This window comes from Oryzomicrobium terrae, assembly GCF_008274805.1.
Classification (GTDB): domain Bacteria; phylum Pseudomonadota; class Gammaproteobacteria; order Burkholderiales; family Rhodocyclaceae; genus Oryzomicrobium; species Oryzomicrobium terrae.
This window is the reverse complement of the sequence record NZ_CP022579.1, coordinates 2,751,579-2,777,418: the sequence shown is the minus strand read 5'-3', so window position 1 is coordinate 2,777,418 and position 25,840 is coordinate 2,751,579. Positions and strand designations below refer to the sequence as shown.

Annotated in this window: 27 protein-coding genes; 21 read left to right on the top strand and 6 right to left on the bottom strand. The window is 66.2% G+C overall.

Going from position 1 to position 25,840, the window contains the following annotated elements:
* Window positions 1-275 precede the first annotated feature (275 nt).
* The 3 genes from OTERR_RS12595 to OTERR_RS12585 all read left to right on the top strand — a co-directional run bounded on the left by OTERR_RS12595 (window position 276) and on the right by OTERR_RS12585 (window position 2,753).
* The gene (locus OTERR_RS12595) at window positions 276-1,460 is read left to right on the top strand and encodes an MFS transporter (protein ID WP_149426544.1); all 1,185 of its coding nucleotides are present in this window, start codon (window positions 276-278) and stop codon (window positions 1,458-1,460) included.
* Window positions 1,461-1,531: 71 nt separating this feature from the next.
* Entirely contained in the window at window positions 1,532-2,023 is a 492-nt protein-coding gene (ssb, locus tag OTERR_RS12590; RefSeq protein ID WP_149425973.1) for a single-stranded DNA-binding protein, read from the top strand.
* A gap of 145 nt (window positions 2,024-2,168) precedes the next feature.
* Entirely contained in the window at window positions 2,169-2,753 is a 585-nt protein-coding gene (locus OTERR_RS12585) for a flavin reductase family protein (RefSeq protein WP_149425972.1), read from the top strand.
* A 6-nt stretch (window positions 2,754-2,759) separates the two neighbouring features.
* Here OTERR_RS12585 and OTERR_RS12580 read toward each other — a convergent pair whose 3' ends face one another.
* The gene (locus tag OTERR_RS12580) at window positions 2,760-3,410 is read right to left on the bottom strand and encodes a dienelactone hydrolase family protein (RefSeq protein WP_149425971.1); all 651 of its coding nucleotides are present in this window, start codon (window positions 3,408-3,410) and stop codon (window positions 2,760-2,762) included.
* A 151-nt stretch (window positions 3,411-3,561) separates the two neighbouring features.
* On the opposite strand from OTERR_RS12580, the gene OTERR_RS12575 reads away from it, so the two are divergent.
* The 3 genes from OTERR_RS12575 to OTERR_RS12565 all read left to right on the top strand — a co-directional run bounded on the left by OTERR_RS12575 (window position 3,562) and on the right by OTERR_RS12565 (window position 5,682).
* A complete protein-coding gene (locus tag OTERR_RS12575) occupies window positions 3,562-4,572 on the top strand; it encodes a CapA family protein (RefSeq protein ID WP_223115949.1) in 1,011 nt (336 codons plus the stop codon).
* Between the two features lie 67 nt (window positions 4,573-4,639).
* Entirely contained in the window at window positions 4,640-5,179 is a 540-nt protein-coding gene (locus tag OTERR_RS12570) for a hypothetical protein (RefSeq protein ID WP_054622245.1), read from the top strand.
* A gap of 23 nt (window positions 5,180-5,202) precedes the next feature.
* Window positions 5,203-5,682, top strand: a complete 480-nt coding sequence (locus tag OTERR_RS12565; protein WP_149425970.1) for a helix-hairpin-helix domain-containing protein — start codon at window positions 5,203-5,205, stop codon at window positions 5,680-5,682.
* An 84-nt stretch (window positions 5,683-5,766) separates the two neighbouring features.
* Here the strand turns inward: OTERR_RS12565 and OTERR_RS12560 are convergent, their stop codons facing one another.
* On the bottom strand, window positions 5,767-6,678 hold the full coding sequence (locus OTERR_RS12560; RefSeq protein WP_149425969.1) for a LysR substrate-binding domain-containing protein: 912 nt from the start codon (window positions 6,676-6,678) through the stop codon (window positions 5,767-5,769).
* A gap of 111 nt (window positions 6,679-6,789) precedes the next feature.
* On the opposite strand from OTERR_RS12560, the gene OTERR_RS12555 reads away from it, so the two are divergent.
* From OTERR_RS12555 to OTERR_RS12525, 7 genes are all read left to right on the top strand, one after another.
* Window positions 6,790-7,260, top strand: a complete 471-nt coding sequence (locus OTERR_RS12555; RefSeq protein ID WP_054622248.1) for a CidA/LrgA family protein — start codon at window positions 6,790-6,792, stop codon at window positions 7,258-7,260.
* Complete coding sequence (locus OTERR_RS12550; protein WP_149425968.1) at window positions 7,257-7,949, top strand: LrgB family protein; 693 nt, start codon at window positions 7,257-7,259, stop codon at window positions 7,947-7,949. Before OTERR_RS12555 ends, OTERR_RS12550 begins: the two co-directional genes overlap by 4 nt.
* A 122-nt stretch (window positions 7,950-8,071) precedes the next feature.
* Complete coding sequence (gene queF, locus OTERR_RS12545) at window positions 8,072-8,917, top strand: NADPH-dependent 7-cyano-7-deazaguanine reductase QueF (RefSeq protein WP_149425967.1); 846 nt, start codon at window positions 8,072-8,074, stop codon at window positions 8,915-8,917.
* Between the two features lie 98 nt (window positions 8,918-9,015).
* Window positions 9,016-9,951, top strand: a complete 936-nt coding sequence (gene cysK, locus OTERR_RS12540) for a cysteine synthase A (RefSeq protein ID WP_149425966.1) — start codon at window positions 9,016-9,018, stop codon at window positions 9,949-9,951.
* Window positions 9,952-9,962: 11 nt separating this feature from the next.
* On the top strand, window positions 9,963-11,174 hold the full coding sequence (locus OTERR_RS12535; protein WP_149425965.1) for a MalY/PatB family protein: 1,212 nt from the start codon (window positions 9,963-9,965) through the stop codon (window positions 11,172-11,174).
* A 191-nt stretch (window positions 11,175-11,365) separates the two neighbouring features.
* Window positions 11,366-13,294, top strand: a complete 1,929-nt coding sequence (locus OTERR_RS12530; protein WP_149425964.1) for a potassium transporter Kup — start codon at window positions 11,366-11,368, stop codon at window positions 13,292-13,294.
* Window positions 13,295-13,391: 97 nt separating this feature from the next.
* Window positions 13,392-16,415 (top strand): HD domain-containing phosphohydrolase, encoded by a 3,024-nt coding sequence (locus OTERR_RS12525; RefSeq protein WP_149425963.1) that lies wholly within the window; start codon window positions 13,392-13,394, stop codon window positions 16,413-16,415.
* An 883-nt stretch (window positions 16,416-17,298) separates the two neighbouring features.
* Here OTERR_RS12525 and rfaE2 read toward each other — a convergent pair.
* The 4 genes from rfaE2 to OTERR_RS12505 form a co-directional block, all read right to left on the bottom strand.
* Window positions 17,299-17,790, bottom strand: a complete 492-nt coding sequence (gene rfaE2, locus OTERR_RS12520) for a D-glycero-beta-D-manno-heptose 1-phosphate adenylyltransferase (protein ID WP_054622254.1) — start codon at window positions 17,788-17,790, stop codon at window positions 17,299-17,301.
* Entirely contained in the window at window positions 17,787-18,992 is a 1,206-nt protein-coding gene (locus tag OTERR_RS12515) for a GGDEF domain-containing protein (RefSeq protein WP_187775236.1), read from the bottom strand. Before OTERR_RS12515 ends, rfaE2 begins: the two co-directional genes overlap by 4 nt.
* 265 nt (window positions 18,993-19,257) lie before the next feature.
* Window positions 19,258-19,551 (bottom strand): YHYH domain-containing protein, encoded by a 294-nt coding sequence (locus tag OTERR_RS16655; protein WP_149425961.1) that lies wholly within the window; start codon window positions 19,549-19,551, stop codon window positions 19,258-19,260.
* 20 nt (window positions 19,552-19,571) lie between these two features.
* Complete coding sequence (locus OTERR_RS12505; protein ID WP_149425960.1) at window positions 19,572-19,787, bottom strand: hypothetical protein; 216 nt, start codon at window positions 19,785-19,787, stop codon at window positions 19,572-19,574.
* Between the two features lie 437 nt (window positions 19,788-20,224).
* Between OTERR_RS12505 and OTERR_RS12500 the strand changes: the two genes are divergently transcribed.
* The 8 genes from OTERR_RS12500 to OTERR_RS12465 all read left to right on the top strand — a co-directional run bounded on the left by OTERR_RS12500 (window position 20,225) and on the right by OTERR_RS12465 (window position 25,840).
* A complete protein-coding gene (locus OTERR_RS12500; RefSeq protein ID WP_082396967.1) occupies window positions 20,225-21,031 on the top strand; it encodes an ABC transporter ATP-binding protein in 807 nt (268 codons plus the stop codon).
* Window positions 21,024-21,809, top strand: coding sequence for a lipid asymmetry maintenance ABC transporter permease subunit MlaE (gene mlaE / locus OTERR_RS12495; protein WP_054621324.1), 786 nt, complete (start codon window positions 21,024-21,026; stop codon window positions 21,807-21,809). The genes OTERR_RS12500 and mlaE overlap by 8 nt, the downstream gene beginning before the upstream one ends.
* On the top strand, window positions 21,809-22,279 hold the full coding sequence (mlaD, locus tag OTERR_RS12490; RefSeq protein WP_054621323.1) for an outer membrane lipid asymmetry maintenance protein MlaD: 471 nt from the start codon (window positions 21,809-21,811) through the stop codon (window positions 22,277-22,279). The genes mlaE and mlaD overlap by 1 nt, the downstream gene beginning before the upstream one ends.
* A 71-nt stretch (window positions 22,280-22,350) precedes the next feature.
* Window positions 22,351-23,061, top strand: coding sequence for an MlaA family lipoprotein (locus OTERR_RS12485; RefSeq protein WP_054621322.1), 711 nt, complete (start codon window positions 22,351-22,353; stop codon window positions 23,059-23,061).
* An 87-nt stretch (window positions 23,062-23,148) separates the two neighbouring features.
* The gene (locus OTERR_RS12480) at window positions 23,149-23,778 is read left to right on the top strand and encodes an MlaC/ttg2D family ABC transporter substrate-binding protein (protein ID WP_425466040.1); all 630 of its coding nucleotides are present in this window, start codon (window positions 23,149-23,151) and stop codon (window positions 23,776-23,778) included.
* A complete protein-coding gene (locus tag OTERR_RS12475; RefSeq protein ID WP_149425959.1) occupies window positions 23,775-24,062 on the top strand; it encodes an STAS domain-containing protein in 288 nt (95 codons plus the stop codon). The genes OTERR_RS12480 and OTERR_RS12475 overlap by 4 nt, the downstream gene beginning before the upstream one ends.
* Window positions 24,063-24,108: 46 nt before the next feature.
* Window positions 24,109-25,023 carry an ABC transporter ATP-binding protein gene (locus tag OTERR_RS12470; RefSeq protein ID WP_149425958.1) on the top strand — a complete coding sequence of 305 codons (915 nt, stop codon included), beginning with the start codon at window positions 24,109-24,111 and terminating at the stop codon, window positions 25,021-25,023.
* Window positions 25,016-25,840: an ABC transporter permease gene (locus OTERR_RS12465; protein WP_054621318.1), complete on the top strand. Its 825-nt coding sequence runs from the start codon at window positions 25,016-25,018 to the stop codon at window positions 25,838-25,840. Before OTERR_RS12470 ends, OTERR_RS12465 begins: the two co-directional genes overlap by 8 nt.

Sequence of the window (25,840 nt, the reverse complement as noted above, 5' to 3'; positions counted from 1 at the left end):
CCGTTTTTCCTGCGCAACGTCTGGGTGGCGGCCGGATTTCCGGATGGAGTGGCGTTGTGTCGTTCGGAAATCCGAACAGGGTGCGGCCGCAATCGGGTCCGGCACCGCCGCCGCCGGGGTGCGTGGGGTGGGCGCGGGCAGGGGTGAGGATGGGCCTCGGCGCTGCGGTGGGTACCGCGTCCGTCAGGCGAACCTGATACGATAGCCGCCTTTTTCGACTCCCCCTTTCTGAACCCGCCATGGCCGCTGTCGACCCCGCTTCCTCCGGGAATGCCATGAACGCTGAAGAGCGCCGCGCCGGCGTCAGTCTCGCCGCCATCTTCGCCCTGCGCATGCTGGGGCTGTTCCTCATCCTGCCGGTCTTCGCGGTGTACGCGAAAGATCTGCCTTCCGGCCACGATACCGCCCTGATCGGGCTGGCCATCGGCGCCTATGGCATCACCCAGGCCTTCCTGCAAATCCCCTTCGGCATGGCCTCGGACCGTTACGGGCGCAAGCCGGTGATCGTGGTCGGCCTGCTCCTCTTCATCATCGGCAGCATCGTCGCCGCCCTGGCCAGCGACCTGCCCCAGATCATCGTCGGTCGGGTTCTCCAGGGGGCCGGGGCGATTTCCGCCGCCGTCACCGCCCTGGCTGCCGACCTGACCCGGGAATCCCAGCGCACCAAGGTGATGGCCATGATCGGGTCGAGCATCGGCCTGACCTTCGCCGGTTCCCTGGTGCTGGCGCCGCTGCTGTTCCGCACCGTGGGCATGGGCGGCATCTTCTGGCTCACCGCACTGCTCGCCGCCGGCGCCATTGTCGCCGTGCTGGTGGTGGTTCCCGACCCGGAGCGCGAAGCGTCGACCGCCGAGCGTGGTATCGTCCGGGCGCGCTTTGCCGATGTGCTGCGCGACGGTCGCCTGCTACGCCTCAACTTCGGCGTGTTCGCACTGCACCTAATGCAGACCGCCATGTGGGTGGTGGTGCCCGCCGCCCTGGTACGGGTGGGCGACCTGCCCCTGGGGGAACACTGGAAGGTGTACCTGCCGGCGGTGCTGGTGTCTTTCGCCGTGATGGTGCCGGCGGTGATCGCTGCCGAGAAATACGGCCGCATGAAGCTGGTGTTCAACGGTGCCGTGGCGTTGCTGGTGCTAGTGCAGTTCGGCTTCGAGGCTTTCGGCGACTCCCTGACCGGGCTGGCCCTGTGCCTGACCCTGTTCTTCGTCTCGTTCAACGTGCTCGAGGCCACCCAGCCGTCGCTCATCTCGCGCATCGCCCCGCCTCAGGCCAAGGGAGCGGCCCTGGGCGTTTATAATACGACCCAGTCCCTCGGGCTGTTCCTTGGCGGCGCCGTGGGCGGCGCCATCGTTCAGCGCGCCGGCCCCCACACCGTCTATTGGGCCTGCGCCGGCATCGCCTTGCTGTGGCTGGCGGTGGCCGCCACGTTCCAGTTTCCTGCTCCCCGGCCCAAAGCCTGACGCTGCAATCAGGCGTTGGCATTCGGCCCGGGGTGCGATAATTTCATCAGATTCAAAATACGGAGACCGCCATGGCGTCCCTCAACAAAGTCATCCTCATCGGCAACCTGGGTGCCGACCCCGAATCCCGCTACCTGCCCAACGGCGATGCGGTGGCCAACCTGCGCCTGGCGACGACCGATTCCTACAAGGACAAGGCTTCCGGCGAGCGCAAGGACGTGACCGAATGGCACCGGGTGGTGATGTTCCGCCGCCTCGCCGAGATTGCCACCCAGTACCTGAAGAAGGGCAGCCAGATTTATATCGAAGGCCGCATCAAGACCCGCAAGTGGCAGGATCAGAGCGGTCAGGAGCGCTACACCACCGAAATCGAAGCCACCGAGATGAAGATGCTCGGCAGCCGCCGCGACAGCGCGGGTGGCGGCGACTATGGCAGCGACAGCTACGGCGGCGACGACTACGCCCAGGCCCCGGCCCCTGCACCCCGGGCGTCCGGCGGTGGCGCTGCCCGCGCCCCGGCCAAGGCCGACCCGTTCACCATGGACGACGACATCCCGTTCTGAGGCGGATCGCCCGTTTGCCCCATCCGGACCCCGGTTACCGACGTAACCGGGGTCTTGTTTTTTTAGCTTCGCACCTCTTGCCCATGGCCGCGTCCCTCGTCCGCACATCCGGGGTGGTGGGCAGGCGTTTTCTCACGGAGCAGCAATGAGCCACTTCCAACCGGTGGACCTCGCCCATGCGAGCCGACTCATCAACCACGGTCCCACCGTCCTCGTCACCAGCCGCCACGGCGCACGGCGCAATGTCATGGCCGCGGCCTGGTCGATGCCGGTAGAGTTCAGCCCGCCGCGCATCGCCGTGGTGGTGGACAAGCACACCCATACCCGGACCCTGATGCAGGAAAGCGGCGTCTTTGGCATCTGCATTCCCGGTGCGCTTCTGGCGGATCTGACCTACGCGGTGGGCAGCGTGAGCGGCCGGGACGGGGACAAGTTCGCCCGTTTCGCCATCTCCGCCCAGGACGGCGCGGCGACGGGCGTGCCCCTGATCGAGGCCGGCTGCGCCGCCTGGCTCGAATGCCGCCTGATCCCCGAACCCCATGCCGAAGAGGCCTACGACACCTGCTTCGGCGAGGTCGTTGCCGCCGCCGCGGACAGCCGCATCTTTGCCGACGGCCGCTGGAACTTCAACGACGGCAACGCCGACCTGCATACCCTGCACCACCTGGGGGCCGGCAACTTCGCGCGGGCCGGCCAGGTGCTCAAGGCCAACCTGCTGCCCGGGATCTGAGACGGTTCAGCGCTCCTGGGGCAGGTAGCGCAGGAACCACTGCCGGGCGGCGTCGGCCACCTGCTCCAGGGTGCCCGGCTCCTCGAAGAGATGGGTGGCGCCAGGGATGACCGTGAGCCCTTTGGTGCAGTGCAGACAGGCCAGAGCTTCCTCGTTCAGGGCGAGCACGTCGGGGTCGAAGCCGCCGACCAGCAACAAAGTGGGGCTGCGGACCCGGGCGAGCGCCGCGGCGCCGGCCAGATCCGGCCGGCCGCCCCGGGACACTACCGCGGCAATGTCTCCGTCCAGGCTGGCGGCGGCGCGCAGCGCGGCTGCCGCACCGGTGCTGGCACCGAAATAGCCGATTGGCGGAGGGGCCCGGCCCTGCTGGCGTTGCAGCCAGCGCGTCGCCGCCACCAGACGTTGGCTGAGTAGGTCGATGTCGAAGCGGGTGGCGTAGTCGGTGTCCTCCTCCCGGGTCAGCAGGTCGAACAGCAGGGTAGCGATTCCCCCTTCCTGCAGCACGCCGGCCACGTAACGGTTGCGTGGGCTCATGCGGCTGCTGCCGCTGCCGTGGGCGAACAGCACTGTGCCCACGACATGCCCGGGCCTGCTCAACACCCCGTCCAGCCGGATGGGGTCGAGTTCGATGGTGACGGCGGATTCCGTTCGTGCCATGGCGTCCTTCCCCGTTTCACGACCGCAGGCCGGTTCGGGAACCGTTCCGCGGACCGCCGTGCTTACTTTCAGGGTAGAAGAGCCCCGTTGCCTGCGCCATCGTCGTAGACGGCGCCTGCTCGTCTAGGATGGATGAAGCAAGGAGGCGGCGGTGAGAATTGCGCTGATGGGCGACATCATGCTCGGGCGGGGAGTGGCGCGGGCGCTCAAGGGCCAGGACGGGGCCGCGCTCTGGGGCGATTTACTGCCCTGGCTGGCGACGGCGGATTTGCGTTTTGCCAACCTGGAATGCGCCATCACCCGTCACCGCCGCCCCTGGTCGCGCTACGGCAAGCGCTTCCATTTCCGCGCAGCCCCCGATGTTCTGGACGTGCTGCGGGCCGGCGGGGTCGATGTCGTCTCCCTGGCCAACAACCACACCCTCGATTTCGAGGCGCGGGGATTGCGCGACACCCTGGCCCATCTCGACTGGGCAGGCATTGCCCATGCCGGTGCCGGGCGCAACCTGGGCGAGGCGGCCGCGCCGGCCTGGCTGGATGCGGGCGGCAAACGGGTGGCCGTGATCGCCGTCACCGACAACGAGCCCGGGTTTGCCGCTACCGCCACGGCCGCGGGCACCCATTACCTGCCGGTGGATCTGTCGCCGGCCGCGGACGCCGCTCTGGCGGCCTTGCTGGCCAGCCCCCGCCGCGCGGGGGCGGACCTGGTGATTTTTTCCAACCACTGGGGACCCAATTTCGTGGAGCGACCCCCTCCCGCGTTCCGCCAGTTCGCCCGCCGGGTCATCGACCTGGGCGCCGACCTTTACGTCGGCCACAGCGCCCACCTGACCCAGGGGGTCGAGCTCTACCGGGGCAAGCCCATTCTTTACGACTGTGGCGATTTCATCGACGACTATGCGGTCGATCCGGTGCTGCGCAACGACTGGTCCTGCCTCTTTCTAGTCGATCTCGACGATTCCGGCCAATGCACCCGGTTGGCGTTGATCCCGGTTTGTCTGGCACTGGCCCGGGTCCGCCGGGCGACGGGCGCCGAGGCCGAGGCGATCTGCCGGCGCCAGATGCGCCTTTCCGCCGAGTTGGGAACGACCTTGCTGGTCCGGGACGGGGTGCTATGTTGGACATCAAGCCCGGCGCAGGGGGCGAGCGGTTGCGCCGGGTAGCCCGCCCGATGTGCCACCCATGTCCGCGGGGGGCCATGGGGCGAGGGAATGGATACGGGAGGCACCGATGAAGCACAGCACCCCTCAGGTTTATCTGGCCTATTCCTCCAGCGGGCGGGGGCTCTTGTGCGCCCTTACCTACGAGACGGCGGGGCCCCATGTCCATGGCTGGTGGACCGGCGCCCAGGCGGGGGATTTCGCCGCGGCCTTCTTCAAGTTGGAGGACTTCTTTTCCAGCGCGCCCCAGCGCTTCCTCGCCACCCGGGGAGGGGACATGGCGGGGGGCTGGGTGTTCGATTACGCCCAATCCCACCCGCGCCTTGGCGAGGCCGTCCCCATCGAGGACGAGGAACGCCAGCGGCTGGAGGAAATGCAGTCGAATTTTGCCGGCGAGTGGCTGTTCTACCCGGATGCGCCGGGCAGTGCCGCGGAGATCGACAGTTACCGGGCCGAGGGCCTGCCGCTGCTGCCGGTCAACATCAAATACCGGCGCCTGCACAAGCTCGACCGGGGCGGCCATCCCCGGGAATACATCTCGCCCAATGCGGACATGAACATCCTCGATTATGTTCAGGAGTACTGGCCGCTGGATTACCGCCTGCCCTGACCCGGGCGGAGCCGAGGCGCATCATGCCCCTGCATAACGTGGCCATCTGCCGCATCTTCCAGGACATCGCCGACCTGCTGGAAGTCGAGGAGGCCAATCCCTTCCGCATCCGCGCCTATCGCGTAGCGGCCCGTGTGCTCGGTGAATACGGGCGGGAACTGGCCGACCTTGTGCGGCAGGGCGCGCCGCTGCCCAAGCTGCCCGGGATCGGCGAGGACCTGGGGGCGAAGATCGTGGAAATCGCCAGTACCGGCCATTGCCGCCTGCTAGAGCGGCTGCGGGGCGAGGTACCCCCGGCGGTGGCCTCCCTGCAGGAGATTCCCGGGCTGGGCCCGAAGCGGGTCCATACCCTCTACCACGAGCTGGCGATCACCTCGCCGGCCGATCTGGAGCGGGCCCTGGACGACGGCGTCGTGGGTGCCCTGCCCGGTTTCGGGCCCCGCCTCGAAGCGCGCCTGCGCGAGGCGCTGGCATGGCACCGGGCACGCCCGTCCCAGGGATGAGGCGCGGACCGCTGGCGCAGCGGCCACCACGCCTAGTTTTTGCGCCCCGGTTCGGCCTCCACATGCCTGCGCTGGGGGGAAGATTCACGGCAGCGGATTGCCCGGGCTGAGGGGAGCGGCGTCCCGGCAGCAGTCGAGCCAGGCCCGGGCTGCCCGGGAAAGATAGCCCTGGCGCCAGACCAGGCCCAGTTCCCATACTAGGGTGGGGGAGGCCAGGGGGCGGCAGTCCACCCGGGCCGGGTCGACGCGGCCGGCCACGTGGGCAGGCAGAATCGCCACCCCCACGTCGGCCCCCACCAGGTCGCCGATGAAGTCCCAGTAGCGGCTCTGGGCGGCGATTTCCGGTTCGAAGCCGGCGGCTCGGCAGCCGTCGGCGATGAGCCGGGGCAGGGCGAAGTCGTCCTCGTACATGACGAAGGGCAGGCCGGCCAGTTCGGCCAGGGCCACCGGCCCGGGGTGCGCCGGCGCCCGGGCGCGGGGAAAGAGTGCCACCACGCTCTGCCGGGCCACCGAGAGCTGGGCTAGGTGGGCGGTCAGCTCCGGCCGGGCCAGGGGCAGCAAGGTCACGCCAATGTCCAGCTCGCCTGCGGCCACCCCGGCCTCCAGGGCCCGGGCACCCTGTTCGCGCAGGCGCAGGGTAACGCCGGGGTGGCGGCGCCGGTAGACGCCGATCACCGGGGCGAAGTAGGGGCCGGCGGTGGGGGGGATGCCCACGGTCAGCTCGCCCCGGGCCAGGCCCTCCACCTCGGCCACGTCGCAGCGCAGCCGGCCCACCTCGGCGAGCACCGCGCGGCCGCGCTCCAGCACCACCCGGCCGGCGTCGGTGAGTTGCAGGCGGCGCCCGTCGCGGATCAGCAGGGGGCCGCCCAGTTCGTCCTCCAGGGCGCGCACCATCTTGCTGATGGTGGGCTGGGTAACGTGCAGGGCTTCCGCCGCCCGGGTGAAGCTCTGCCGCTCGACCACTTCGACGAAATAGCGCAGGGCGCGCACGTCCATATTTTCATTCCTTTTTTGAATTGACTTAATTCTTATTATTCATTTTACGCATCAACTACCCCTGCCTACACTGGCGCCATCTTGATCCAGCGTGTCCGGCACGTTCCCGCAATGCCCCGTCCCTCCGCCGCCAAGGCGCCCAATGCGCCCGATACCCCGTCGTCTGCGCCCAGCCTGCCGCCCCTGCGCCGGGCGGGCGCAGTGCTCGCCCAGGTGGGCCTGCTGTGCGGACTATGGTTGGTCGCGGAGTCCCTGCGTCGCCAGTTCGCCCTGCCCGTGCCGGCGGGACTGATCGGCTTTCTGGCTCTGGCCGCCGGGCTCTTCTCCGGCCTGGTGCGGGGGCGTTGGCTGCGCCACGGCGCCAACTGGCTGCTCGGCGAAATGGTGCTGTTCTTCATCCCGGCCATGCTGGTGGTGACCCAGTACCCGGACCTGGTGCGCCACGATGGCTGGCGCATTGCTCTGGTGATTGGCCTGAGCACGGTGCTGGTGATGGCCGCCACCGCCCTGGCGGTGGACCGGGTGCACCGGCTGGAGGTGTGGCTGGCGCGTCGCCGCGGTCCTCGCGGGAGCCGGGCATGAGTGACGCCCTGCTGGCCACCCTGTCGTTCGCCGCCACGGTGGGGCTGTATTACGCCAACAAACACCTTTACGCGTGTCGCCGCCACCCCCTGCTGATGCCGCTGCTGGCCACCCCGGTGCTGTTGCTGCTGCTGGTGCTGGGAGCGGGCATCCCCTACCGGGACTACATTGCCGACACCCGCTGGCTGATCTGGCTGCTGGGCCCGGCCACCATCGCCTTCGCCCTGCCCATGCACGATCACCGGGCCATGCTGCGCCGCCATGGCCTGTCGATTGCGGTGGGCGTGCTGGTGGCCAGCGCCACTTCCATCGTCACCTCGGTGTGGCTGGCCCGCTGGCTGGGGCTGTCGCCCTTGCTGCAAAAGGGGCTGGCGGTGCGCTCGGTGACCACCCCCTTCGCCATCGAGGCGGCCCGCAGCCTGGGCGGTCCGCCGGACCTGGCCGCCCTGTTCGTGTTGATGACCGGTCTGACCGGCATGCTCGTCGGCGAAACGGTGCTGGCCCTGCTGCCCATGGTGCGCAGCCGTCTGGCCCAGGGGGCGATCTTTGGCGGGGCGGCCCACGGTGGCGGTACCGCCAAGGCGCAACAGTTGGGCCAGGTACAGGGCGTGGTGGCCGCCTTGGTGATGATGCTCGCCGGGGCCGCCAACGTACTCGCCGCCCCTCTGATCCGCACGCTCTTTTTCTAGGGCATGGGGCCCGCCGATCTCTGGACCGCGCTACCCGCGCGGGGATGGCGGCCAGGCGGGGCGGCGGCCCTGGGGCGGGGCGGGCGGGTACAATGGCCTTCAGGCTTTTCACCTGTTTCCCCATGACCGACGTTTCTTCCTCCCGCCCGGAACACTCCCCTTTGGGCAAGGCGGTGACCTACTGCGCTACCTACGCCCCCGAGCTGCTCTTCCCCATCTCCCGGGACGACAAGCGCCGCGAGATCGGCGTCGATCCGGCCCGGCTGCCGTTCCACGGCGCCGACTTGTGGAACGGCTATGAACTCTCCTGGCTCAATCCCAAGGGTAAGCCGGTGGCGGCCCTGGCCACCTTCGTGGTGCCGGCCGAATCACCCCGACTGATCGAATCGAAGTCGTTCAAGCTCTACCTCAATTCCTTCAACCAGACGTCGTTTGCCGACGCCGCCGCCGTGCGCGCCGTGCTCGAACGGGACCTTTCCGCCGCCGCCGGCGCGCCGGTGGCGGTGACCGTGGAGCCCCTCACCACGCACCCGGCGCGGGAGGTGGGCTACCCCCAAGGCATCCTGCTCGACGACCTGGACGTGGCTTGCGATGTCTACCTGCCGGCCCCGGAGTTGCTGTCCGCCGACCCCCATGCCGCGCCGGTGGAGGAAATCCTGGTCTCCCACCTGCTCAAGTCCAACTGCCTGGTCACGGGCCAGCCCGACTGGGGCTGCGTGGTGGTGCGCTACCGGGGGGCGCCGATCGACCGGGCCGGGCTGCTCCGTTACATCGTTTCGTTCCGCAACCACAACGAATTCCACGAACAGTGTGTCGAACGCATCTACGTGGATATTCTGGCTCGCTGCCGCCCGGCGTTTCTGTCGGTGCACGCCCGCTACACCCGGCGCGGCGGCCTGGACATCAACCCCTGGCGCAGCAGTGCTCCCGGTCCGATGCCGGACAACCGGGGGGAAGTGCGTCAATAGTTTCCTTATTACGCCCGGGAATAACGAGAAAACCCCTAATTCTCAGGTGTTGAACGACTTTGCGCTAAGGTAGCGCCGTTCATTTTCAGGAGTCCGTCATGGCCCGCATCGCCAACAATGTCGCCGAACTGGTCGGCAACACCCCCCTGGTCAAGCTCAACCGCCTCACCGCCGGCCTGGCGGCCACCGTGGTGGTCAAGCTGGAATTCATGAACCCTGGCCACAGCGTCAAGGACCGCATCGCCGTGTCCATGCTCGACGCCGCCCAGAAGGCCGGCAAAATCGGCCCCGACACCATCGTCATCGAGCCCACCTCGGGCAACACCGGCATCGGCCTGGCCATGGTCTGCGCCGCTCGGGGCATCAAGTGTGCCTTCGTCATGCCCGAAACCATGAGCCGCGAGCGCAAGCTGCTGCTCAAGGCCTATGGCGCCGAGCTGATCCTCACCCCGGGGCCGGAAGGCATGGGCGGGGCAATCAAGAAGGCCCAGGAACTGGCCGCCGCCGATTCCCGCTACTTCATCCCCCAGCAGTTCGAGAACCCGGCCAACCCGGAAGTGCATCGCAACACCACCGCTGAGGAAGTGTGGCGCGACACCGATGGCGCCGTGGACATCTTCGTCGCCGGGGTAGGCACCGGCGGCACCATCACTGGCGTGGGCGAAGTGCTCAAGGCGCGTAAGCCTTCGGTGCGGGTGGTGGCGGTGGAACCGGACGCATCCCCGGTGCTGTCCGGCGGCCAGAAGGGCCCCCACCCGATCCAGGGCATCGGTGCTGGCTTCGTCCCGGCGGTGCTCAATACCCATGTTTACGACGCCGTGGCCCGGGTCAAGAACGAAGATGCCTTCGTCACCGCCCGCCGTCTGGCCAAGGAAGAGGGCCTGCTGGTGGGCATCTCCTCCGGTGCAGCCGTGTGGGCCGCCCTGGAAGAGGCGAAGAAGCCGGAGAACGCCGGCAAGCTGATCGTCGCCGTGGTGCCGTCCTTCGGCGAGCGCTACCTGTCCACCGCCCTGTTCGCCGACCTGGAAGTCTGAGGGGCGCGGCCGTGAGCACCGCCTTCGATTTCTCCACCGCTCCCGACCGGCGCGGCAGCGATTCGGTCAAGTGGAACCGTCCTTGGCCCCGGGCCAAGGGCAGCGAATTCGAGGGCGACGTGCTGCCCCTGTGGGTGGCGGACATGGACTTCGCGGCCCCGGAACCGGTGGTCGAGGCCATCCGCCACCGCCTGGCACACCCGGTGTTCGGCTACGGCCACCCGGGGCACGGCCTTACCGCCGCGGTCACCGGCTTTCTCGCCCGCCACTACGGCTGGGAGGTGGCCCCGGACTGGCTGGTGTGGCTGCCCGGGGTGGTGTCCGGCTTCAACGTCGGCTGCCGCCTGATGGGGGAGGAGGGCGACGGGGTGGTGGTGGCTGCCCCGGTCTATCCGCCCTTTTTCGCCGCCCCCGGCCACGCCGGGCGGCGCCTGCTGCGCACCGACCTGATCGAGGGGGCCACGCCCGTCGGGCCGGAGTGGGGCTGGGACTGGCCGGCCCTGGACACCCTGCTCGCCGACCCCGAGCAGCGCGCCGCTGGCCTGCTGCTCTGCCACCCTCACAACCCGGTAGGCCGGGCTTGGCGCCGTGACGAACTGGAAGCCCTGGCCGAGCGGGTGCTGCGCCACGACCTGGTAGTGGTGTCCGACGACATCCACGCCGACCTGCAGCTGGCGCCCGGCGCCCGCCACCTGCCCCTGGCGCGGGCCGTGCCGGAACTGGCGAGCCGCACCGTCACCCTGTTCGCCCCGTCGAAAACCTTCAACATCCCCGGCCTCTACTGCGCCTTCGCCGTGATCCCCGACGCCGGCCTGCGCCAGCGCTTTCGCGCCGCCGCCCGGGGCTTCGTGCCCGAACCCAACCTGCTCGGCCTGGCGGCTGCCGAGGCTGCCTACCGGGATTGCGACGACTGGCTGGCCGCCTTGCTCGCCACCTTGCGTGGTAACGCCGACCAGCTGGTGGCGGCGGTGGCCGGCCTGCCCGGCGTCGCCATGGCCCGGCCCGAGGCCACCTACCTGGGATGGCTCGACTGTCGCGGCCTCCAGGCCCGCCTGCCCCAAGGCCTAGATTCGGCGGGCTTCTTCGAGGCCCATGGCCTGGGATTGAGCAATGGCGCGGACTTTGGCCTGCCCGGTTTCGTCCGCCTCAATTTCGGCTGCCCGCCGGCGCGCCTCGAACAGGCACTCGAACGGCTGGTCCGGGCGGTAACGCTGCTTTCCTGAACCGCGAACGCGCCCTCTGGCGTGGGCTGCTGAAATACATCCGGAACCTTTTGTTGGATTTGCACCACAAGCGCTCAGAGGTGTGACTTTTTTCACACAGCCAGCGTTACAAATGGTCATGGAGCGTCAGAAAAAAGTAATAGAATCCGCGGACTTTGTTGCGCCGCCGCATGGAATCTCAGGGAGCCGTTATGTCCGCCGCCGGGTCGCCGTCCGCTAAAGCTTCACCCAATCCTTCGCCCGCTTCCCACGGGGCGTCATCGCCCCTGGCGGCCCTCTCACTGGCCGCCCTCGGGGTGGTCTATGGCGATATCGGCACCAGCCCGCTTTATTCGGTGAAGGAGGTCTTCGCCGGCAACCACGCGATTCCCCTCACCGAAGCCAACGTGCTGGGCAGCCTGTCCTTGTTCCTGTGGGCGCTGATCATCATTGTCTCGTTCAAGTACGTGGCGTTCATCATGCGTGCCGACAACCGGGGTGAGGGCGGCATCATGGCCCTGATCGCCCTGGCCTCCCGCCGTGATGGCACCGAGCACCCGATGCGGCGCAAGAGCATTTTGATCATCGGCATCTTCGGCGCTGCCATGTTTTACGGCGACGGTGTGATCACTCCTGCCATTTCGGTACTCTCCGCCGTTGAAGGGCTGGAGGTGGCGACGCCGGCCTTCACGCCCTATATCCTGCCCATTACCTTGGTGGTGCTGACCTTGCTGTTCTTTGTGCAACGGCGTGGTACCGCTACCGTAGGCATCGCTTTCGGCCCGGTGATGGTGGCCTGGTTCGTTGCCCTGGCGGCCATCGGCCTCTACAACATTGAGCGTAATCCCAGCATTCTGCTGGCCATCAACCCTTGGTACGGCCTGGAGTTCCTCTGGGTTAACAAGGCCATGGCCCTGGTAGCCATGGGCAATATCGTGCTCGCAGTGACGGGCGCCGAGGCGTTGTACGCCGACATGGGGCACTTCGGCCGTCGCCCCATTCGGTTGGCGTGGTACGGGTTAGTGCTGCCGTCGCTGGCGCTCAACTATGCCGGTCAGGGTGCTCTGCTGCTGGTGGACCCGTCCACCGTCTCCAATCCTTTCTTCAAGGCCGCGCCGAGCTGGGCCCTCTACCCGCTAGTGGGGCTGTCCACCGTGGCAACGGTGATCGCTTCCCAGGCGGTGATCTCCGGGGCCTTCTCGATCACCCGGCAGGCGATGCAGTTGGGCTTCGTGCCGCGCATGGAGGTGCAGCACACGTCTGAGAAGGAGCAAGGCCAGATCTATCTGCCCGGGATCAACTGGGGCATCTTTCTGGCGGTGGTCGTCCTGGTGCTCGGCTTCAAGTCGTCCAACAATCTGGCGGCGGCCTACGGCATTGCCGTTACCGGGAACATGGTCACCACCTCGATCCTGGCCACCATCGTCGCGGCCCAGGTGTGGGGTTGGGGCTGGACCCGGGCCATTGCCCTGTTCGCCTGTTTCCTCGCCGTGGAACTGATCTTCCTGGCGGCCAACATTCTGAAGATCCCCGACGGCGGCTGGTTTCCGCTGGTGGCCGGCGCCGGGGTGTTCTTCCTGATGACGACCTGGAAGCGTGGCCGGCAGTTGCTTTCCGACCGCCTCAAGGGCGAGAACCTGAACCTGGAGATGTTCATCGACAGCATTTCCGCCGGTGCCCCGACCCGGGTACCGGGCACCGCGGTGTTCATGAACGCCGATCCCCACGCCGTGCCCCACGCCCTGCTGCACAACCTGATGCACAACAAGGTGCTGCATGAGCGCATCGTCATCGTTACCGTGCAGATCTTCGATGTGCCCTTCGTGCCCGAGATCGACCGGGTCGAGGTCCATACCCTCAAGGAAAACTTCTGGCGGGTGGTGGTCCAGTACGGCTTCAAGGACGAGCCGGACATCCCCGCCGCCCTGGCCATGTGCGCCGATGCCGGCCTGGGATTCGAGATGCTGGAAACCTCGTTCTTCCTCGGCCGCGAAACCCTGATCCCGCGGCTTGGCTCGGAAATGGCCTTCTGGCGCGAAAAGTTGTTCATCGCCATGTTCCGCAACGCCGGCAGCGCCACCTCGTTCTTCAAGATTCCCTCCAACCGGGTGGTGGAACTCGGTACCCAGGTCGTGCTCTGACAATAATGACGACCGGGATTAACCGGTCGTCATTAAGCCCCTACAATGAGGGCCGGAGTTCCGGGATCGGCCCGGAGCCCGCGCTTGCGGAGCTGCCATGGGCGAGTCCCTGTCGTCGGCCACCACGTCCATCCTGTCCGGATCTCCCCGGCAAGGACGTCGTTTTCCACTGCACGTTCACCTCACCCTGCTGTTCACCCTGCTGATCTTCTTGTCCGGCACGGTGATCGGGGTGCTCAACTACATGCAGTCCCGGGAAACCCTGCTGACCGCTGCCCAGGACGTGTTCGGGCGCATTGGCAACGAGGCCGGGGAGCGTCTGGAGCGTCTGCGCGGGCCCATCGTCGGCGCCGTTTCCCTGCTTTCCCGCTCCCGCCTGGCCGATGCCACGACCCTGGCCGAACGCCTCCAGGCCGTGCCCCTGCTGGTCGAAACCCTGCGCCTCAATCCGGCGGTGTCGGCCGTCTATGCCGGTTACGGCGATGGCGATTTCATCCTGGTGCGCCCCCTGGCCAATGCCGAGCAGCGCCAGTCGTTCAGCGCCCCCCGGGCGACGCGCTACGTCGTGCAGAGTGTCGAACGCCAGGCCGGTCAGGTGCAGGGCCGCTTCATCTTTCTCGACGACAAGCTGGCGGTGCTGGAAAACCGGGAGCGGCGCGACTATCTCTACGACCCCCGCGACCGCCCCTGGTACCGGGAGGCCCTGCAAGTCGACGAGAACATCGAGACCGCCCCCTACGTCTTCTTCACCACCCAGGAGGTAGGCCAGACCATTGCCCGGCGCGGCCATCGCGCCGGCCTGGTGATCGGCGCCGACCTGACCCTGGCCGATCTGTCCCTGCTGCTCACCGCGTCGCGCACCACCCCATCGTCCGAACTGGCGTTGTTCGATGCCCAGGGCAACATGGTGGCCTATTCCCAGCCCGCCCGTATTGTCCGCGGCGATCTGGGCGGGCAGTTGTTGCGCAAGTCCCTGGCAGAAATCGGCAGCCCGATCATGGCCGAGGTGGAAACCGCCTTCCAGGCCGGCCACGTCGACGAGGCCCTTACCCTGACGGCCGGGCAACAGGACTGGAATGTGCTGATCCACCGGGTCGAGGGCGCCGGCGACAAGGCGACCTACCTGGCGGTGGCCGCCCCGGAGGACGAGTTGCTGGTGGATGCCTGGCGCCATCTGGGCCGCCAGGGCCTGGTCACCTTGCTGATCCTGATCCTGACCGTGCCCCTGACCCTGTACCTGTCGCGGCGTGTTTCCAGGGATCTGCGCACCCTCACCGCCGAAACCCGGGCGATCCGGCGCTTCAGCTTTGCCGAGGGCGCCCGCATCAATTCGGTGGTGCGCGAGGTGCAGGAACTGTCGGATACCCTGGGACGTACCCGGCGCACCATCCGCCGCTTCCTCGACATCAGCGCGGCCCTGGCTGCCGAACGCAACTTTGGCCGATTGGTACAGCGGGTGCTCAAGGAAACGGTGGATGCGGTGGATGCCCGGGCCGGTGTGCTCTACCTGCTGGGTGACGACGAGCACAGCCTGGTGCCGGAGGCGGTGCGGCGCGGCGCGGCGGTGGATGGCGAGGACGGCGCCGAAGGCGACGCCGACCGGGGAGACCAGGGCCAGGAAGCCCTGCTCGCCAGCCTGGACTCCCTCTCCCTCAATGGTGCGGCGTCGGCCCTCGATCCGGTAGCCGGGGTTGTCCTGTCCGGCGTGACGGCAGTGTCGAACCTGCTGCCCGCCGGCATTTCTCCCGGGCCCCTGCGCGGCATTCTGGGGGCGGGGCCGCTGCAGTTGGTGGCGGTGCCGCTCAAGAACCGCAGCGGCGAGGTGATCGGCGTGCTCTGCCTGTATCGGGAACAGGAGCAGGATGCACCGGCCCAGGAGCTGGTGTCGTTCATCGAGCAGCTCTCCGGCGCGGCGGCAGTGGCCATCGAGAACCAGCGCCTGCTGCTCGCCCAGAAGGCCCTGCTCGAATCCTTCATCAAGCTGGTGGCCGGCGCCATCGACGCCAAGAGCCCCTATACCGGTGGCCACTGCCAGCGGGTGCCGGAACTGACCAAGATGCTCGCCCGGGCCGCCTGCGAGGCCCGCAGCGGCCCCTTTGCCGACTTCGATCTTGACGAGGAAGGCTGGGAGGCCCTGCACATCGCCGCCTGGCTGCACGATTGCGGCAAGGTCACCACGCCGGAGTACGTGGTGGACAAGGCCACCAAGCTGGAAACCCTCTACGACCGCATCCACGAGGTGCGCATGCGCTTCGAGGTCTTGAAGCGCGACGTCGAGATCGGCTACTGGCAGGCGCTGCAGCGTGGCGACGACGAAGCCTTTGCCCGCAAGCAGCGCGATGCCGAGCTGGCCCAGCTCGATGCCGATTTCGCCTTTGTCGCTGAATGCAACGAGGGCGGCGAATTCATGGCCCCGGAGCGGATCGAGCGTCTGCAAGGCATTGCCGCCCGCACCTGGAGGCGCACCCTGTCCGACCGGATCGGCATTTCCTGGGAAGAAAAGCAGCGCAAGGCGCGGACCCCGGAGCCGCTGCTGCCGGTGCTCGAACCGTTGCTGGCGGATAAGCCCGAGCACCTGATCGAGCGCGAACCGGCCGACCGCATGTCCGACAGCAACCCCTGGGGCTTCAAACTGCAGGTGCCCGCCTACAAGTACAACCGGGGAGAACTGACCAACCTGGCGGTGGGGCGCGGCACCCTCACCGAGGAAGAGCGCTACAAGATCAACGATCACATCGTCCAGACCATCGTCATGCTGTCCCGGCTGCCTTTCCCCAACCACCTGAAACGGGTGCCGGAGATTGCCGGCGGGCACCACGAGACCATGGACGGCCGGGGCTATCCCAAGCGCCTGACCCGGGACGAGATGAGCATCGAGGCGCGGGTGATGGCGATTGCCGACATCTTCGAGGCCCTCACCGCGGTGGATCGTCCCTACAAGAAGGGCAAGACCCTGTCCGAATCGGTGGCGATCATGGCGCGCATGGCCCGCGACCACCACGTCGATCCGGACCTGTTCGCCCTGTTCCTCACCTCCGGCGTGTATCGCCGCTATGCCGAGCGTTTCCTCAAGCCCAACCAGATCGATGCGGTAGATGTGGCCCGGGTCTTGGCGGGGTAGGTCGAATTTCTGCGGGGTGGGGAGGTGGCCCTGGGGGGGGCAGCGGCCTCCCCGGAGGTGAGCGCCTCGTTAGGCGCTGTATTTCGCCCTGACGGCGGGTACGTTTTGCGTCGCCAAAAGAACGTCACCAAAGCAAGGGCGACCCCAGCGCCCCCGCTGCCGGGCCGATGAAGCTGGTCCGGTGGTGCTCTGTGCTCCTCTCCGTACCGGGGCGGCTGCGGAACTCGGCTTGCGGCCTCAAACCGCCCTCGTCGACTGCTCCCTGGGCCGGCTGCGCTGCTCGGCGGGGGCGAAGGGGCATGGGCCGTGCCGGTGATTGGGGCGGTGGTTGAGTGGCGGTTGAAGGCGTGCACGGCACTCGCGTCTTGGCGCTTTCCTTCCCATGTTCCTTTGTGCATGGCCTGGAAAGGCGCGCCAATACTTGCTCTCCAGAGCATATGCTCGGAAATCAAGCACTGGCGCGGCTCTCGAAAGGTATGCCTTCAAACACCCCGCCAGCATTGGCTTTCCGGGCAACCCTAAAATCGAGCGTCCCCTTGTGCCCTTCTCCCCTGCCGAGCAACGCAGGCCGGGACGGATAAGGGCGCGGACGGTTTGAGGCAGTAGGCCGACTTCCGCAGCCCCCGCCCCGGGCGGGTCGCGCAGGTCACTCTCAGCGGGTTTTGCGGGGGGCGGGGGAGCGCGCTGTACGTTTCGGGTGTTCTTTGGCCACGTTCTGCCGCCGGACAGAACATGGCTCGGCGCCAGGCAAAACCGGGGCGATCCGGATGCAATGCCGCCAGGGCAATACCGTGCCCTAAAAGGGAAACTCTGGAGAACTGCCCCCGGCGAGCACGGCCACATGCCGAAACACAAGCGTTGGCGCGGCGTGCCCGTCAGCGGCTCAGAGCGAGCGGATCTTGTTCACCAGGGCAGTGGTCGAGCGCTCGTGGCGGAACGGTACCGAATGGACGGTGCCTCCCCAGCCGAGCACTTCCGGGGCGCCGACGATGCGCTCCACCGGCCAATCGCCCCCCTTCACCAGCACCGTCGGCCGGGCGTCCAGAATGCGGGCAATGGGCGTGTCCTCGTCAAACCAGGTCACCAGATCCACGCAACCCAGGGCCGCCATTACCGCCAGACGGTCTTCCAGGGTGTTGATCGGCCGGTCGTCGCCCTTGCCCTGGCGTTTCACCGAGGCGTCGGAGTTGAGGGCCACGATCATGGCCGCGCCCAAGGCCCGGGCTTGAGCCAGGTAGGTGACGTGACCCCGGTGCAGGATGTCGAAACAACCGTTGGTAAACACCAGGGGACGGGGCAGGGCGGCGGCCCGAGCGGCCAGTTGGTCCGGCGGGCAGATCTTGGCTTCGAAGGCGGGGGCGGGGTAGGTGGTCATGACAGGGAATGCTGGGTACGAGTGAGAGTAGGCGGGGCGGCGCAGGGGGCCACCTCGATACAGTTGCGGCCGCTGCGCTTGGCGACATAGAGGGCCTGGTCGGCCTGGTTGATGACCTCTTCGAGGCGCTGGCCGGCCCCCAGCAGGGCGACGCCGATGCTGACGGTGGTGCCGCAGCCCGGTCGGGCGGCGGCCGCGGCGGCCGCGCGGATTCGTTCGGCCACGGCCAGGCCTTCGGCCAGGGGAGTCTCGGGCAGAAGGACGCAGAATTCCTCGCCGCCGTAGCGGCAGCCCTGGTCGTGCTGGCGCAGGCAGGTACTCAACAACTGGCCGAAAGCCTGCAATGCCGCGTCGCCGGCATTATGGCCGTAAGCATCGTTGAGGTCCTTGAAATGATCCAGGTCGAGCAGCAGCACGGTGGCTGGCGCGCCACCGCGGGCAATGCGCGAGACCTCCTGCTGGGCCTGATGGCTGAAGGCGCGGCGGTTGGGAAGCTGGGTGAGAAAATCGTGGGTGGCGGCCCGGTTGAGCTCTTCCTGCAGGCGGTCGCTGATCAGGGTCAGGATGCCGAGCACCTTGGCAATGCCGAGGATCAGGGCGATCAGGATGAAGGCGCCCTGGAAGATGCTGGGCCCCAGATAGTGGTTCGGTGCCGGGGTGAGCAGGGTGATGGCGATGCGGGTCAGGTTGTTGAGGGCATCGGCGAGGAGCAGGGCCGCCAGGGTGCGGTTGATGATGGTGGCGGTCTGGGACGCCTGGCACAGCAGGGCGTATGCGCCCAGGGCTTCCAGACTGCCGATCATGGCAGAGATGAACACAATCCGGCCGAGCACCCAGTTCGGCGCCAGGATCAGGGCCGTGAGCTGGAATACGAACGTGATCAGGGTCGGAACGAGCACCTGCCCGGGCAGGACCGGTACGCCGCGAAAGCGGCTGATGCCCTGCCACAGGTAGGCGTGACCGGCCACCAGAACCACGTTGGCGCCAACCACCGAGAGGGGGTCCCAGATCAGGTCGCGCAGAGAGAGGCCCAGGCCGCCCAGGGCCATCAAGGCCATGCCGTAGGTCCAGTCCGGCACCCCGGGAATGGCCGGATGGCGGCGCCAGGTGAGCGACAGCGCCCCCGCCGAGACCATCGCGACGATCAGGATGACCAAATGCAAGGTGCGCAGGTCGAGGGCAAAGGTCGCGGTAGCGGGCATGGCGGAGCGGGTGGGGCGCGAGGGGGCGTTGGCGGCGTGAAAGGTGCGTTGGGTCGTGATCCCGCTTCGAGGTGAAGCGTTGGCCGACGATCTGAGCATTTTATGTCGAGACCGGCGGTGAACCTATGCACTTTGTCGTGTCCTACGCGCCTTACGGCAGACGCCCGGCGGCGACCTCAATCTCCCCGAAACTACCTATTGATGCCCTTGTGCCTGGATTCGCATACTGCTTTGTCTGGAAAATCAGGTCTGGGATCGCCGTTGTTTAGCATCCATAACGCTTGCGGCCATTTACGATTCGATACCTGCCGCCGCGGGGGCCGGTGTAGCACGTGTTATCTACGCGGGGCACCAGATTGTTGGGTGATCTGGCCTCCTGCATGTTTGAGAGTGCCCTGTCCGGTGCTGGCTTACCTCTGCTTCGATGGCAATGGTATTCACCAGTAGAGCGCTCGAAATGGCAACCGTTGGAATCTAATCCACCCCCATGCCCGAATGCAGGTGAGGCGATGCAGAAAATTGCCAACAAGGCTGGGACTCGGAGTCGAATAGTAAACATCTGTCATCGACCTGCTAGAGCTATTTGTGTTTGCCGTATTGGTTGCGTGATGAAGTGTTTTTGTAGGCGCCACCCTTGTGAGATGAGCCTTTCCCGCCTGCATAGTGTCCACCATGGCTAGTCGTGTGCGATCCACCACCGTAATGTGGCCGCCCCCCGCTGCCGCCCTTAGCCCAAACAGTTGATGGCGGTAGCGCAAATGTGACGGCAGCAATCAATGCCAGCAGGACTTTCATGTCTCTCTCCAAGTTTGATCAGTAATGGGATGTTTCTAACTCAAAAGAGTGAGCTGGTTTTTGCCCACTATCAATCAGACGAAGGTCATAAAGAAGCCTGAGTAGAACTTGGCGTCAGCGCGTTATTCCTGAGGGCTTGCTGCTCATGTCTCCTCTCTACGACCTCAAGTGTAAGGCTCAAAGGCGTCTACAGACTCTGGGTTGATTTCAGTATGAGAAATGCGTCGTTTTAGGACTTTGGTATCTTTTGGGGCTTGTAGGCAGATTTTTGCGGCCTTGTGGTGGCCTTTCCCTGTTCTGGTCTGGATAGGCGGGGGAGGGCGAGACGGACGGGGGTTCTGATACAATGCCGGGCTTTGCCAGAACCCCGCGTTCGCGCTTGCGTTCTGCTGGCGCCTTCCCTTCCCGTCTCTTCTCTCCTGGAAACGCTTTCTGCCGTGACCTCCGACAGTCTCGTCGAAATTCGCGATCTGCACTTTGCCTACGATGATCGCCCCATCCTCTCGGGAATCAACATGCGTTTTCCCAAGGGCAAGGTGGTGGCCATCATGGGGGGCTCCGGCTGCGGCAAGACGACGCTGCTCAACCTGATTGGCGGGCAGTTGCGCCCTTCGTCGGGCGAGGTGCGGGTGGCTGGCCACGAAGTGGCGGCCATGAAAGAGGCCGAGCTCTATGCCCTGCGCCGGCGCATGGGCATGCTGTTCCAGTTCGGGGCCCTGTTCACCGACATGTCGGTGTTCGATAACGTGGCCTTTCCGATCCGGGAGCATGCGGGGCTGCCCGAATCCCTGGTTGCCGATCTGGTGGATATGAAGCTTCAGGCGGTCGGTCTGCGCGGTGCGGCCCGGCTGATGCCCCGTGAGCTGTCCGGCGGCATGGCGCGGCGTGTGGCCTTGGCCCGGGCGGTTGCCCTGGATCCGATGTTGGTGATGTACGACGAGCCGTTTACCGGCCTCGATCCGATTTCTCTGGGAATCATCGGCCAGTTGATCCGCAAACTCACCGATGCCCTGGGGGCAACCTCGATCATGGTGACCCACGATATTCAGGAGTCACTCCTGATCGTGGATTACATCTACTTCATGTCCAACGGCAAGGTGGTGGCCGAGGGGACGCCGGAGCAGATTCGCAACTCCACCGACCCGTTCGTCTATCAATTCGTCCATGCCCAGGCCGATGGGCCGGTGCCGTTCCACTACCCGGCGCCTCCCATCGCCTCGCTGCTGGAGCCTCGTCGTGCTTAAGCGTCTGCTTTCCCGCCTGGGAGCGTCCGTGGTCAATCCGGTCTGGCGGTTGGGATTTGCCACCCGCTTCCTGTGGGCCATTCTGACCCACTCCGGCACGGCTCTGACTCGCTTCAATCTGACCATCCGGGAAGTATTCTTTTCCGGGGTGATGTCCTTGGTCATCATCCTCGTCTCCGGCCTGTTCGTCGGCCTGGTGCTGGGGCTGCAAGGCTACGAAACGCTGCAACGCTACGGCTCATCCGAAGCCCTGGGCATCCTTGTTGCCCTGTCCCTGGTGCGCGAGTTGGGACCGGTGGTGGCGGCGCTGCTGTTCGCCTCCCGGGCGGGCTCGTCGATCACCGCCGAGGTCGGCATCATGAAATCCTCGGAACAGTTGAAGGCCATGGACATGATGGCGGTCAATCCCATCGCCCGGGTCGTGGCACCGCGCTTTTGGGGGGGGGTGATCTCCATGCCCCTGCTGGCGGCCCTGTTTTCGGCCATGGGCATCTTCGGCGGCTGGATCATCGGCGTGCAATTCATCGGTGTCGATAATGGCGCGTTCTGGTCCCAGATGCAGGCTTCCGTAGATTTTCGTACCGATGTGCTGAACGGGGTGATCAAGAGCGTGGTGTTCGGCATCGCCGTCTCGTTCATTGCCGTCTTCGAAGGGTTCGATGCCACCCCGACCGCCGAGGGCGTGTCGGCGGCTATCACCCGTACCGTGGTTACCTCGGCGCTGGCCATTCTGGCGCTGGATTTCGTGCTCACCTCGTTCATGTTCCGGGGACTCTGATGAAACGTACCGTGCTCGACCTGTGGGTCGGCGCCTTTGTCGCCGTCGGCATTGCCGCCATCCTGTTTCTTGCCCTCAAGGTAGGCAACCTGTCCGCCGCCAACTTCGCCGAGACGTACCGTATCGAAGCCCGCTTTGATAACATCGGCGGCCTGAAAGTGCGTGGTCCGGTGAAAAGCGCTGGGGTGGTGGTGGGCCGGGTGACGGACATTCGCTTCGACCCGGAAACCTACGAAGCCGTGGTCTCGCTTAGCGTCGAGTCGCGCTACCGTTTCCCCAAGGATACTTTCGCTTCCATCCTCACCGCCGGCCTGCTCGGCGAAAACTACGTCGGTCTGGACGCGGGTGGGGATGAGAAGAAGTTGCAGCCCGGTGACACCATTGCCAAGACCCAGTCGGCCGTGGTGCTGGAAAAGCTGATCAGCCAGTTCATGTTCAACAAGGCGTCTGAAGGCGATTCCGGGAAGTAACCCCAAGCGAATGTTGCGTCGCCGCGCCGCGGCGAAACGCTTTGAATTATCACGACTACTCAGGGAATGCCGTGAAATCCATCTGCAAACTCGTTGCTACCGGCCTGCTGGCAGGCTTGGTCCTGTCCGGTTGCGCCACCACCGGGGAAAACCCCCGGGATCCGTGGGAAAGCCAGAACCGGGCGGTTTTTGCCTTCAACGAAGGGGTCGACAAGTACGCCCTGAAACCCGTTGCCCAAGGCTACGACTATGTGCTGCCCACGCCGGTGAAAACCGGGGTGACCAATTTCTTCGATAACATCGCCGACCTGATGATCGGGGTGAACAATCTGATCCAGGGCAAGCCGGCGGATGCGGCGAGCGATTTGGGCCGTCTGCTGATCAACTCCACGGTCGGTATCCTCGGCGTGTTCGACGTGGCGACGCCGATCGGCCTGGAGAAGCACGAGGAAGACTTTGGCCAGTCCCTGGGGCGCTGGGGTCTGGAAACCGGCCCCTACGTGGTCCTGCCTATCGCCGGGCCCCGTGATGTGCGCGATACTGGTGGCTTCGTGGTGGACCTGCTGACCGACCCTCTGGCCTACTATCCCCACCAGGTGGCGGTGCGTAACTCCCTGTGGGGGACCCGACTGGTGAACACCCGGGCCCAGCTGCTACCGGCCGAGAAGGTGATCGAGGAGGCCGCCCTGGACAAGTACAGCTATCTGCGCGACGCCTACCTGCAGCGCCGCCGCAACCTGGTGTACGACGGCAATCCGCCCCGCCCCAAGGATGACGACTGATCCGTGCTGCCAGCCAGCCTGAAAGATACCGCCGCGGGACGCCAGTCCCGCGCGGCTTTTTGACCTAGCCAAGACGAAAACGCGATGATGAAACGACTTCTCTCCCTTGCCTTGCCCCTCCTGGCTCTCTGCTGCGCGGTTCCGGCCCAGGCCAATGACGATGCTCCCGATGTCCTGGTGAAGCGTGTCACCGAGGAAGTGCTGCACATCGTCCGCAACGACAAGGACATCCAGAGCGGCAACACCCAGAAGGCCATCGCCCTGGTCGATGCCAAGGTTTTGCCCCACTTCAATTTCAACCACATGACCGCCCTGGCCATGGGGCGCGATTGGAACAAGGCGAACCCGGACCAGAAGAAGGTGTTGGTCGTGGAATTCCGCACCCTGCTGGTGCGCACCTACTCCAACGCCCTGACTGCTTACAAGAATCAGACCATCGATTACAAACCGCTCAAGATGCAGCCGGCGGATACCGAGGTGCTGGTGCGCACCCAGGTCAACCAGCCGGGCGGCAAGCCGGTGCAGATCGACTACAACCTGGAAAAGTTGGATGACGGTTGGAAGGTGTTCGATGTGGTGGTCGCCGGGGTGTCCCTGGTCACCAACTACCGCGACACCTTTGCCCAGGAGGTACGTTCCGGCGGGGTGGACGGCCTGATCAAGTCGCTTCAGGCCAAGAACAAGGCCTCGGACACCAAGGTGGCGGACAAGAAATGATCACCCTGGCGGATGGTCGCCTGCACGTGGCCGGCGCCATGACCATGGCCACGGCTGCCTCCCTGCTGCAAGGAGGGATGTCCCAACTGGCCCAGGCCAGCGGCGGCGTCGATCTGAGCGCGGTGGCCGAAGTCGATTCGTCGGGGCTTGCGGTGCTGCTGGAGTGGGCCCGGGAGCTGGGGCGGCCCCTGGCTGTGGTCGGGGCGCCTGCGTCCCTGGTCGCCTTGGCCGCGCTCTATGACCTGGACGACTTGCTCGGCTTGGTCCCCGCAGCGTCGGCCTGACGCTTTTCCACCTTTCCTGTCCTTGCCCTTTTCAGCGCGTAGTTCCATGGCCATTGCCGTTTCCATCGATCGAGTGGTCAAGCGCTTTGGTGCCCTGACGGCCCTGGACGGCGTCAGCCTGGCGATCGAAGAGGGCGAGTTCTTCGGCTTGCTCGGCCCCAACGGCGCCGGCAAAACCACACTGATTTCCTGTCTGGCCGGTTTGGCCCGTCCCGATTCGGGGCGTTTGTCGGTGCTCGGCCGCGACGTGGTCGACGATTACCGCGCGGCGCGCCGCCTGCTGGGCGTGGTTCCACAAGAGCTGGTCTTCGACCCGTTCTTTACTGTGCGCGAAACCCTGCGCTTCCAGTCCGGCTACTTCGGTCTGACCCGTAACGACGATTGGATCGACGAGATCCTGGCGGCCCTGGACCTGACCGACAAGGCCAACACCAACATGCGCCGCCTGTCCGGGGGCATGAAGCGCCGGGTGCTGGTGGCCCAGGCCCTGGTGCATAAACCGCCGGTGATCGTCCTCGACGAGCCTACCGCCGGGGTCGATGTGGAGTTGCGCCAGGGGCTGTGGACCTTTGTGCGCAAGCTCAACGGCCAGGGACACACCATCATCCTCACTACCCATTACCTGGAAGAGGCCGAGGCGCTGTGCGGGCGCATTGCCATGATGAAGCAGGGCCGGGTAGTGGCCCTGGATACCACCGCCAACCTGCTGGCGCGTTTTTCCGGCCACGCCCTGTGGGTGCGCCTGGCCGATCCGCGCCCGCTGTCTGGGGAGCTGGCTGCCCGGGCCCGTTTCGAGGATGACGGACGCAGCCTGCGCCTGCCCCTGAGCGGCGCCGCCGACCTGGAGCCGACCTTGAGCCGGCTGCGCGAGTCCGGCTGCATCGTCGAGGACCTGCGCGTCTTCCCTCCGGATCTCGAAGAAGTGTTCGTCAATCTGCTGCGGGAGGGCGGTCATGGCTGACCCCCGTGAGTTGCGCGGAGCCCAGGCGGAAACGCCGGATCGCTGGCTCGGCTTTCAGACCCTGTTCAAGAAGGAAATGCTGCGCTTCTGGAAGGTCGGCTTCCAGACTGTGGCAGCGCCGGTGCTGACCGCCCTGTTGTACCTGCTCATCTTCGCCCACGTCCTCGATGGCCATGTGGCGGTCCATGGGGTGCGTTACGTGGCGTTTCTCATCCCCGGCCTGGCGATGATGTCGGTGCTGCAGAACGCCTTTGCCAATGCCTCATCCTCCCTGATCCAGTCCAAGGTCACCGGCAGCATCGTCTTCGTCCTGCTGCCGCCGCTCTCCTACCTGGACTTCTTTGCTGCCTTCGTCCTGGCTGCCGCCGTGCGTGGCTTGGTGGTCGGTGCGGGGGTGCTGGTCGTCACCGGCGGGCTGGTGGCCCTGTCCTTGCCCGATGCCGGTTTCGGCCTTGCCGCACCGGGCTGGGTGCTGGCCTTCGCCTTGCTGGGTGGCGCTCTGATGGGCGCCCTGGGCCTGATCGCCGGCATGTGGGCGGACAAGTTCGACCAGTTGGCGGCCTTCCAGAACTTTCTGGTGATGCCGCTGACCATGCTTTCGGGCGTGTTCTACTCGATCCATTCCCTGCCGTCGTTCTGGCAGGGGGTGTCCCGCTTCAATCCGGTGTTTTACATGATTGACGGCTTCCGCTACGGCTTCTTCGGCGTGTCCGACGTGGCCCCGGGGCTGTCGCTGGCGGTGGTACTGGGAGGCTTTCTCGCCACCGCCGCTTTCACTCTCGCGCTGCTCAAGCGCGGCTACAAACTGCGAGCTTAA

Coding starts and splice junctions, on each gene's coding strand:
- OTERR_RS12465 (WP_054621318.1), top strand. CDS start 25,016: ATGGCTGACCCCCGTGAGTTGCGCGGAGCCCAGGCGGAAACGCCGGAT.
- ssb (WP_149425973.1), top strand. CDS start 1,532: ATGGCGTCCCTCAACAAAGTCATCCTCATCGGCAACCTGGGTGCCGAC.
- OTERR_RS12470 (WP_149425958.1), top strand. CDS start 24,109: ATGGCCATTGCCGTTTCCATCGATCGAGTGGTCAAGCGCTTTGGTGCC.
- OTERR_RS12570 (WP_054622245.1), top strand. CDS start 4,640: ATGAAGCACAGCACCCCTCAGGTTTATCTGGCCTATTCCTCCAGCGGG.
- OTERR_RS12560 (WP_149425969.1), bottom strand. CDS start 6,678: ATGGACGTGCGCGCCCTGCGCTATTTCGTCGAAGTGGTCGAGCGGCAG.
- OTERR_RS12555 (WP_054622248.1), top strand. CDS start 6,790: ATGCCCCGTCCCTCCGCCGCCAAGGCGCCCAATGCGCCCGATACCCCG.
- OTERR_RS12525 (WP_149425963.1), top strand. CDS start 13,392: ATGGGCGAGTCCCTGTCGTCGGCCACCACGTCCATCCTGTCCGGATCT.
- OTERR_RS12565 (WP_149425970.1), top strand. CDS start 5,203: ATGCCCCTGCATAACGTGGCCATCTGCCGCATCTTCCAGGACATCGCC.
- OTERR_RS16655 (WP_149425961.1), bottom strand. CDS start 19,551: ATGTTTACTATTCGACTCCGAGTCCCAGCCTTGTTGGCAATTTTCTGC.
- mlaD (WP_054621323.1), top strand. CDS start 21,809: ATGAAACGTACCGTGCTCGACCTGTGGGTCGGCGCCTTTGTCGCCGTC.
- queF (WP_149425967.1), top strand. CDS start 8,072: ATGACCGACGTTTCTTCCTCCCGCCCGGAACACTCCCCTTTGGGCAAG.
- OTERR_RS12580 (WP_149425971.1), bottom strand. CDS start 3,410: ATGGCACGAACGGAATCCGCCGTCACCATCGAACTCGACCCCATCCGG.
- OTERR_RS12475 (WP_149425959.1), top strand. CDS start 23,775: ATGATCACCCTGGCGGATGGTCGCCTGCACGTGGCCGGCGCCATGACC.
- OTERR_RS12550 (WP_149425968.1), top strand. CDS start 7,257: ATGAGTGACGCCCTGCTGGCCACCCTGTCGTTCGCCGCCACGGTGGGG.
- OTERR_RS12515 (WP_187775236.1), bottom strand. CDS start 18,992: ATGCCCGCTACCGCGACCTTTGCCCTCGACCTGCGCACCTTGCATTTG.
- cysK (WP_149425966.1), top strand. CDS start 9,016: ATGGCCCGCATCGCCAACAATGTCGCCGAACTGGTCGGCAACACCCCC.
- OTERR_RS12530 (WP_149425964.1), top strand. CDS start 11,366: ATGTCCGCCGCCGGGTCGCCGTCCGCTAAAGCTTCACCCAATCCTTCG.
- OTERR_RS12480 (WP_425466040.1), top strand. CDS start 23,149: ATGAAACGACTTCTCTCCCTTGCCTTGCCCCTCCTGGCTCTCTGCTGC.
- OTERR_RS12595 (WP_149426544.1), top strand. CDS start 276: ATGAACGCTGAAGAGCGCCGCGCCGGCGTCAGTCTCGCCGCCATCTTC.
- OTERR_RS12505 (WP_149425960.1), bottom strand. CDS start 19,787: ATGAAAGTCCTGCTGGCATTGATTGCTGCCGTCACATTTGCGCTACCG.
- OTERR_RS12585 (WP_149425972.1), top strand. CDS start 2,169: ATGAGCCACTTCCAACCGGTGGACCTCGCCCATGCGAGCCGACTCATC.
- rfaE2 (WP_054622254.1), bottom strand. CDS start 17,790: ATGACCACCTACCCCGCCCCCGCCTTCGAAGCCAAGATCTGCCCGCCG.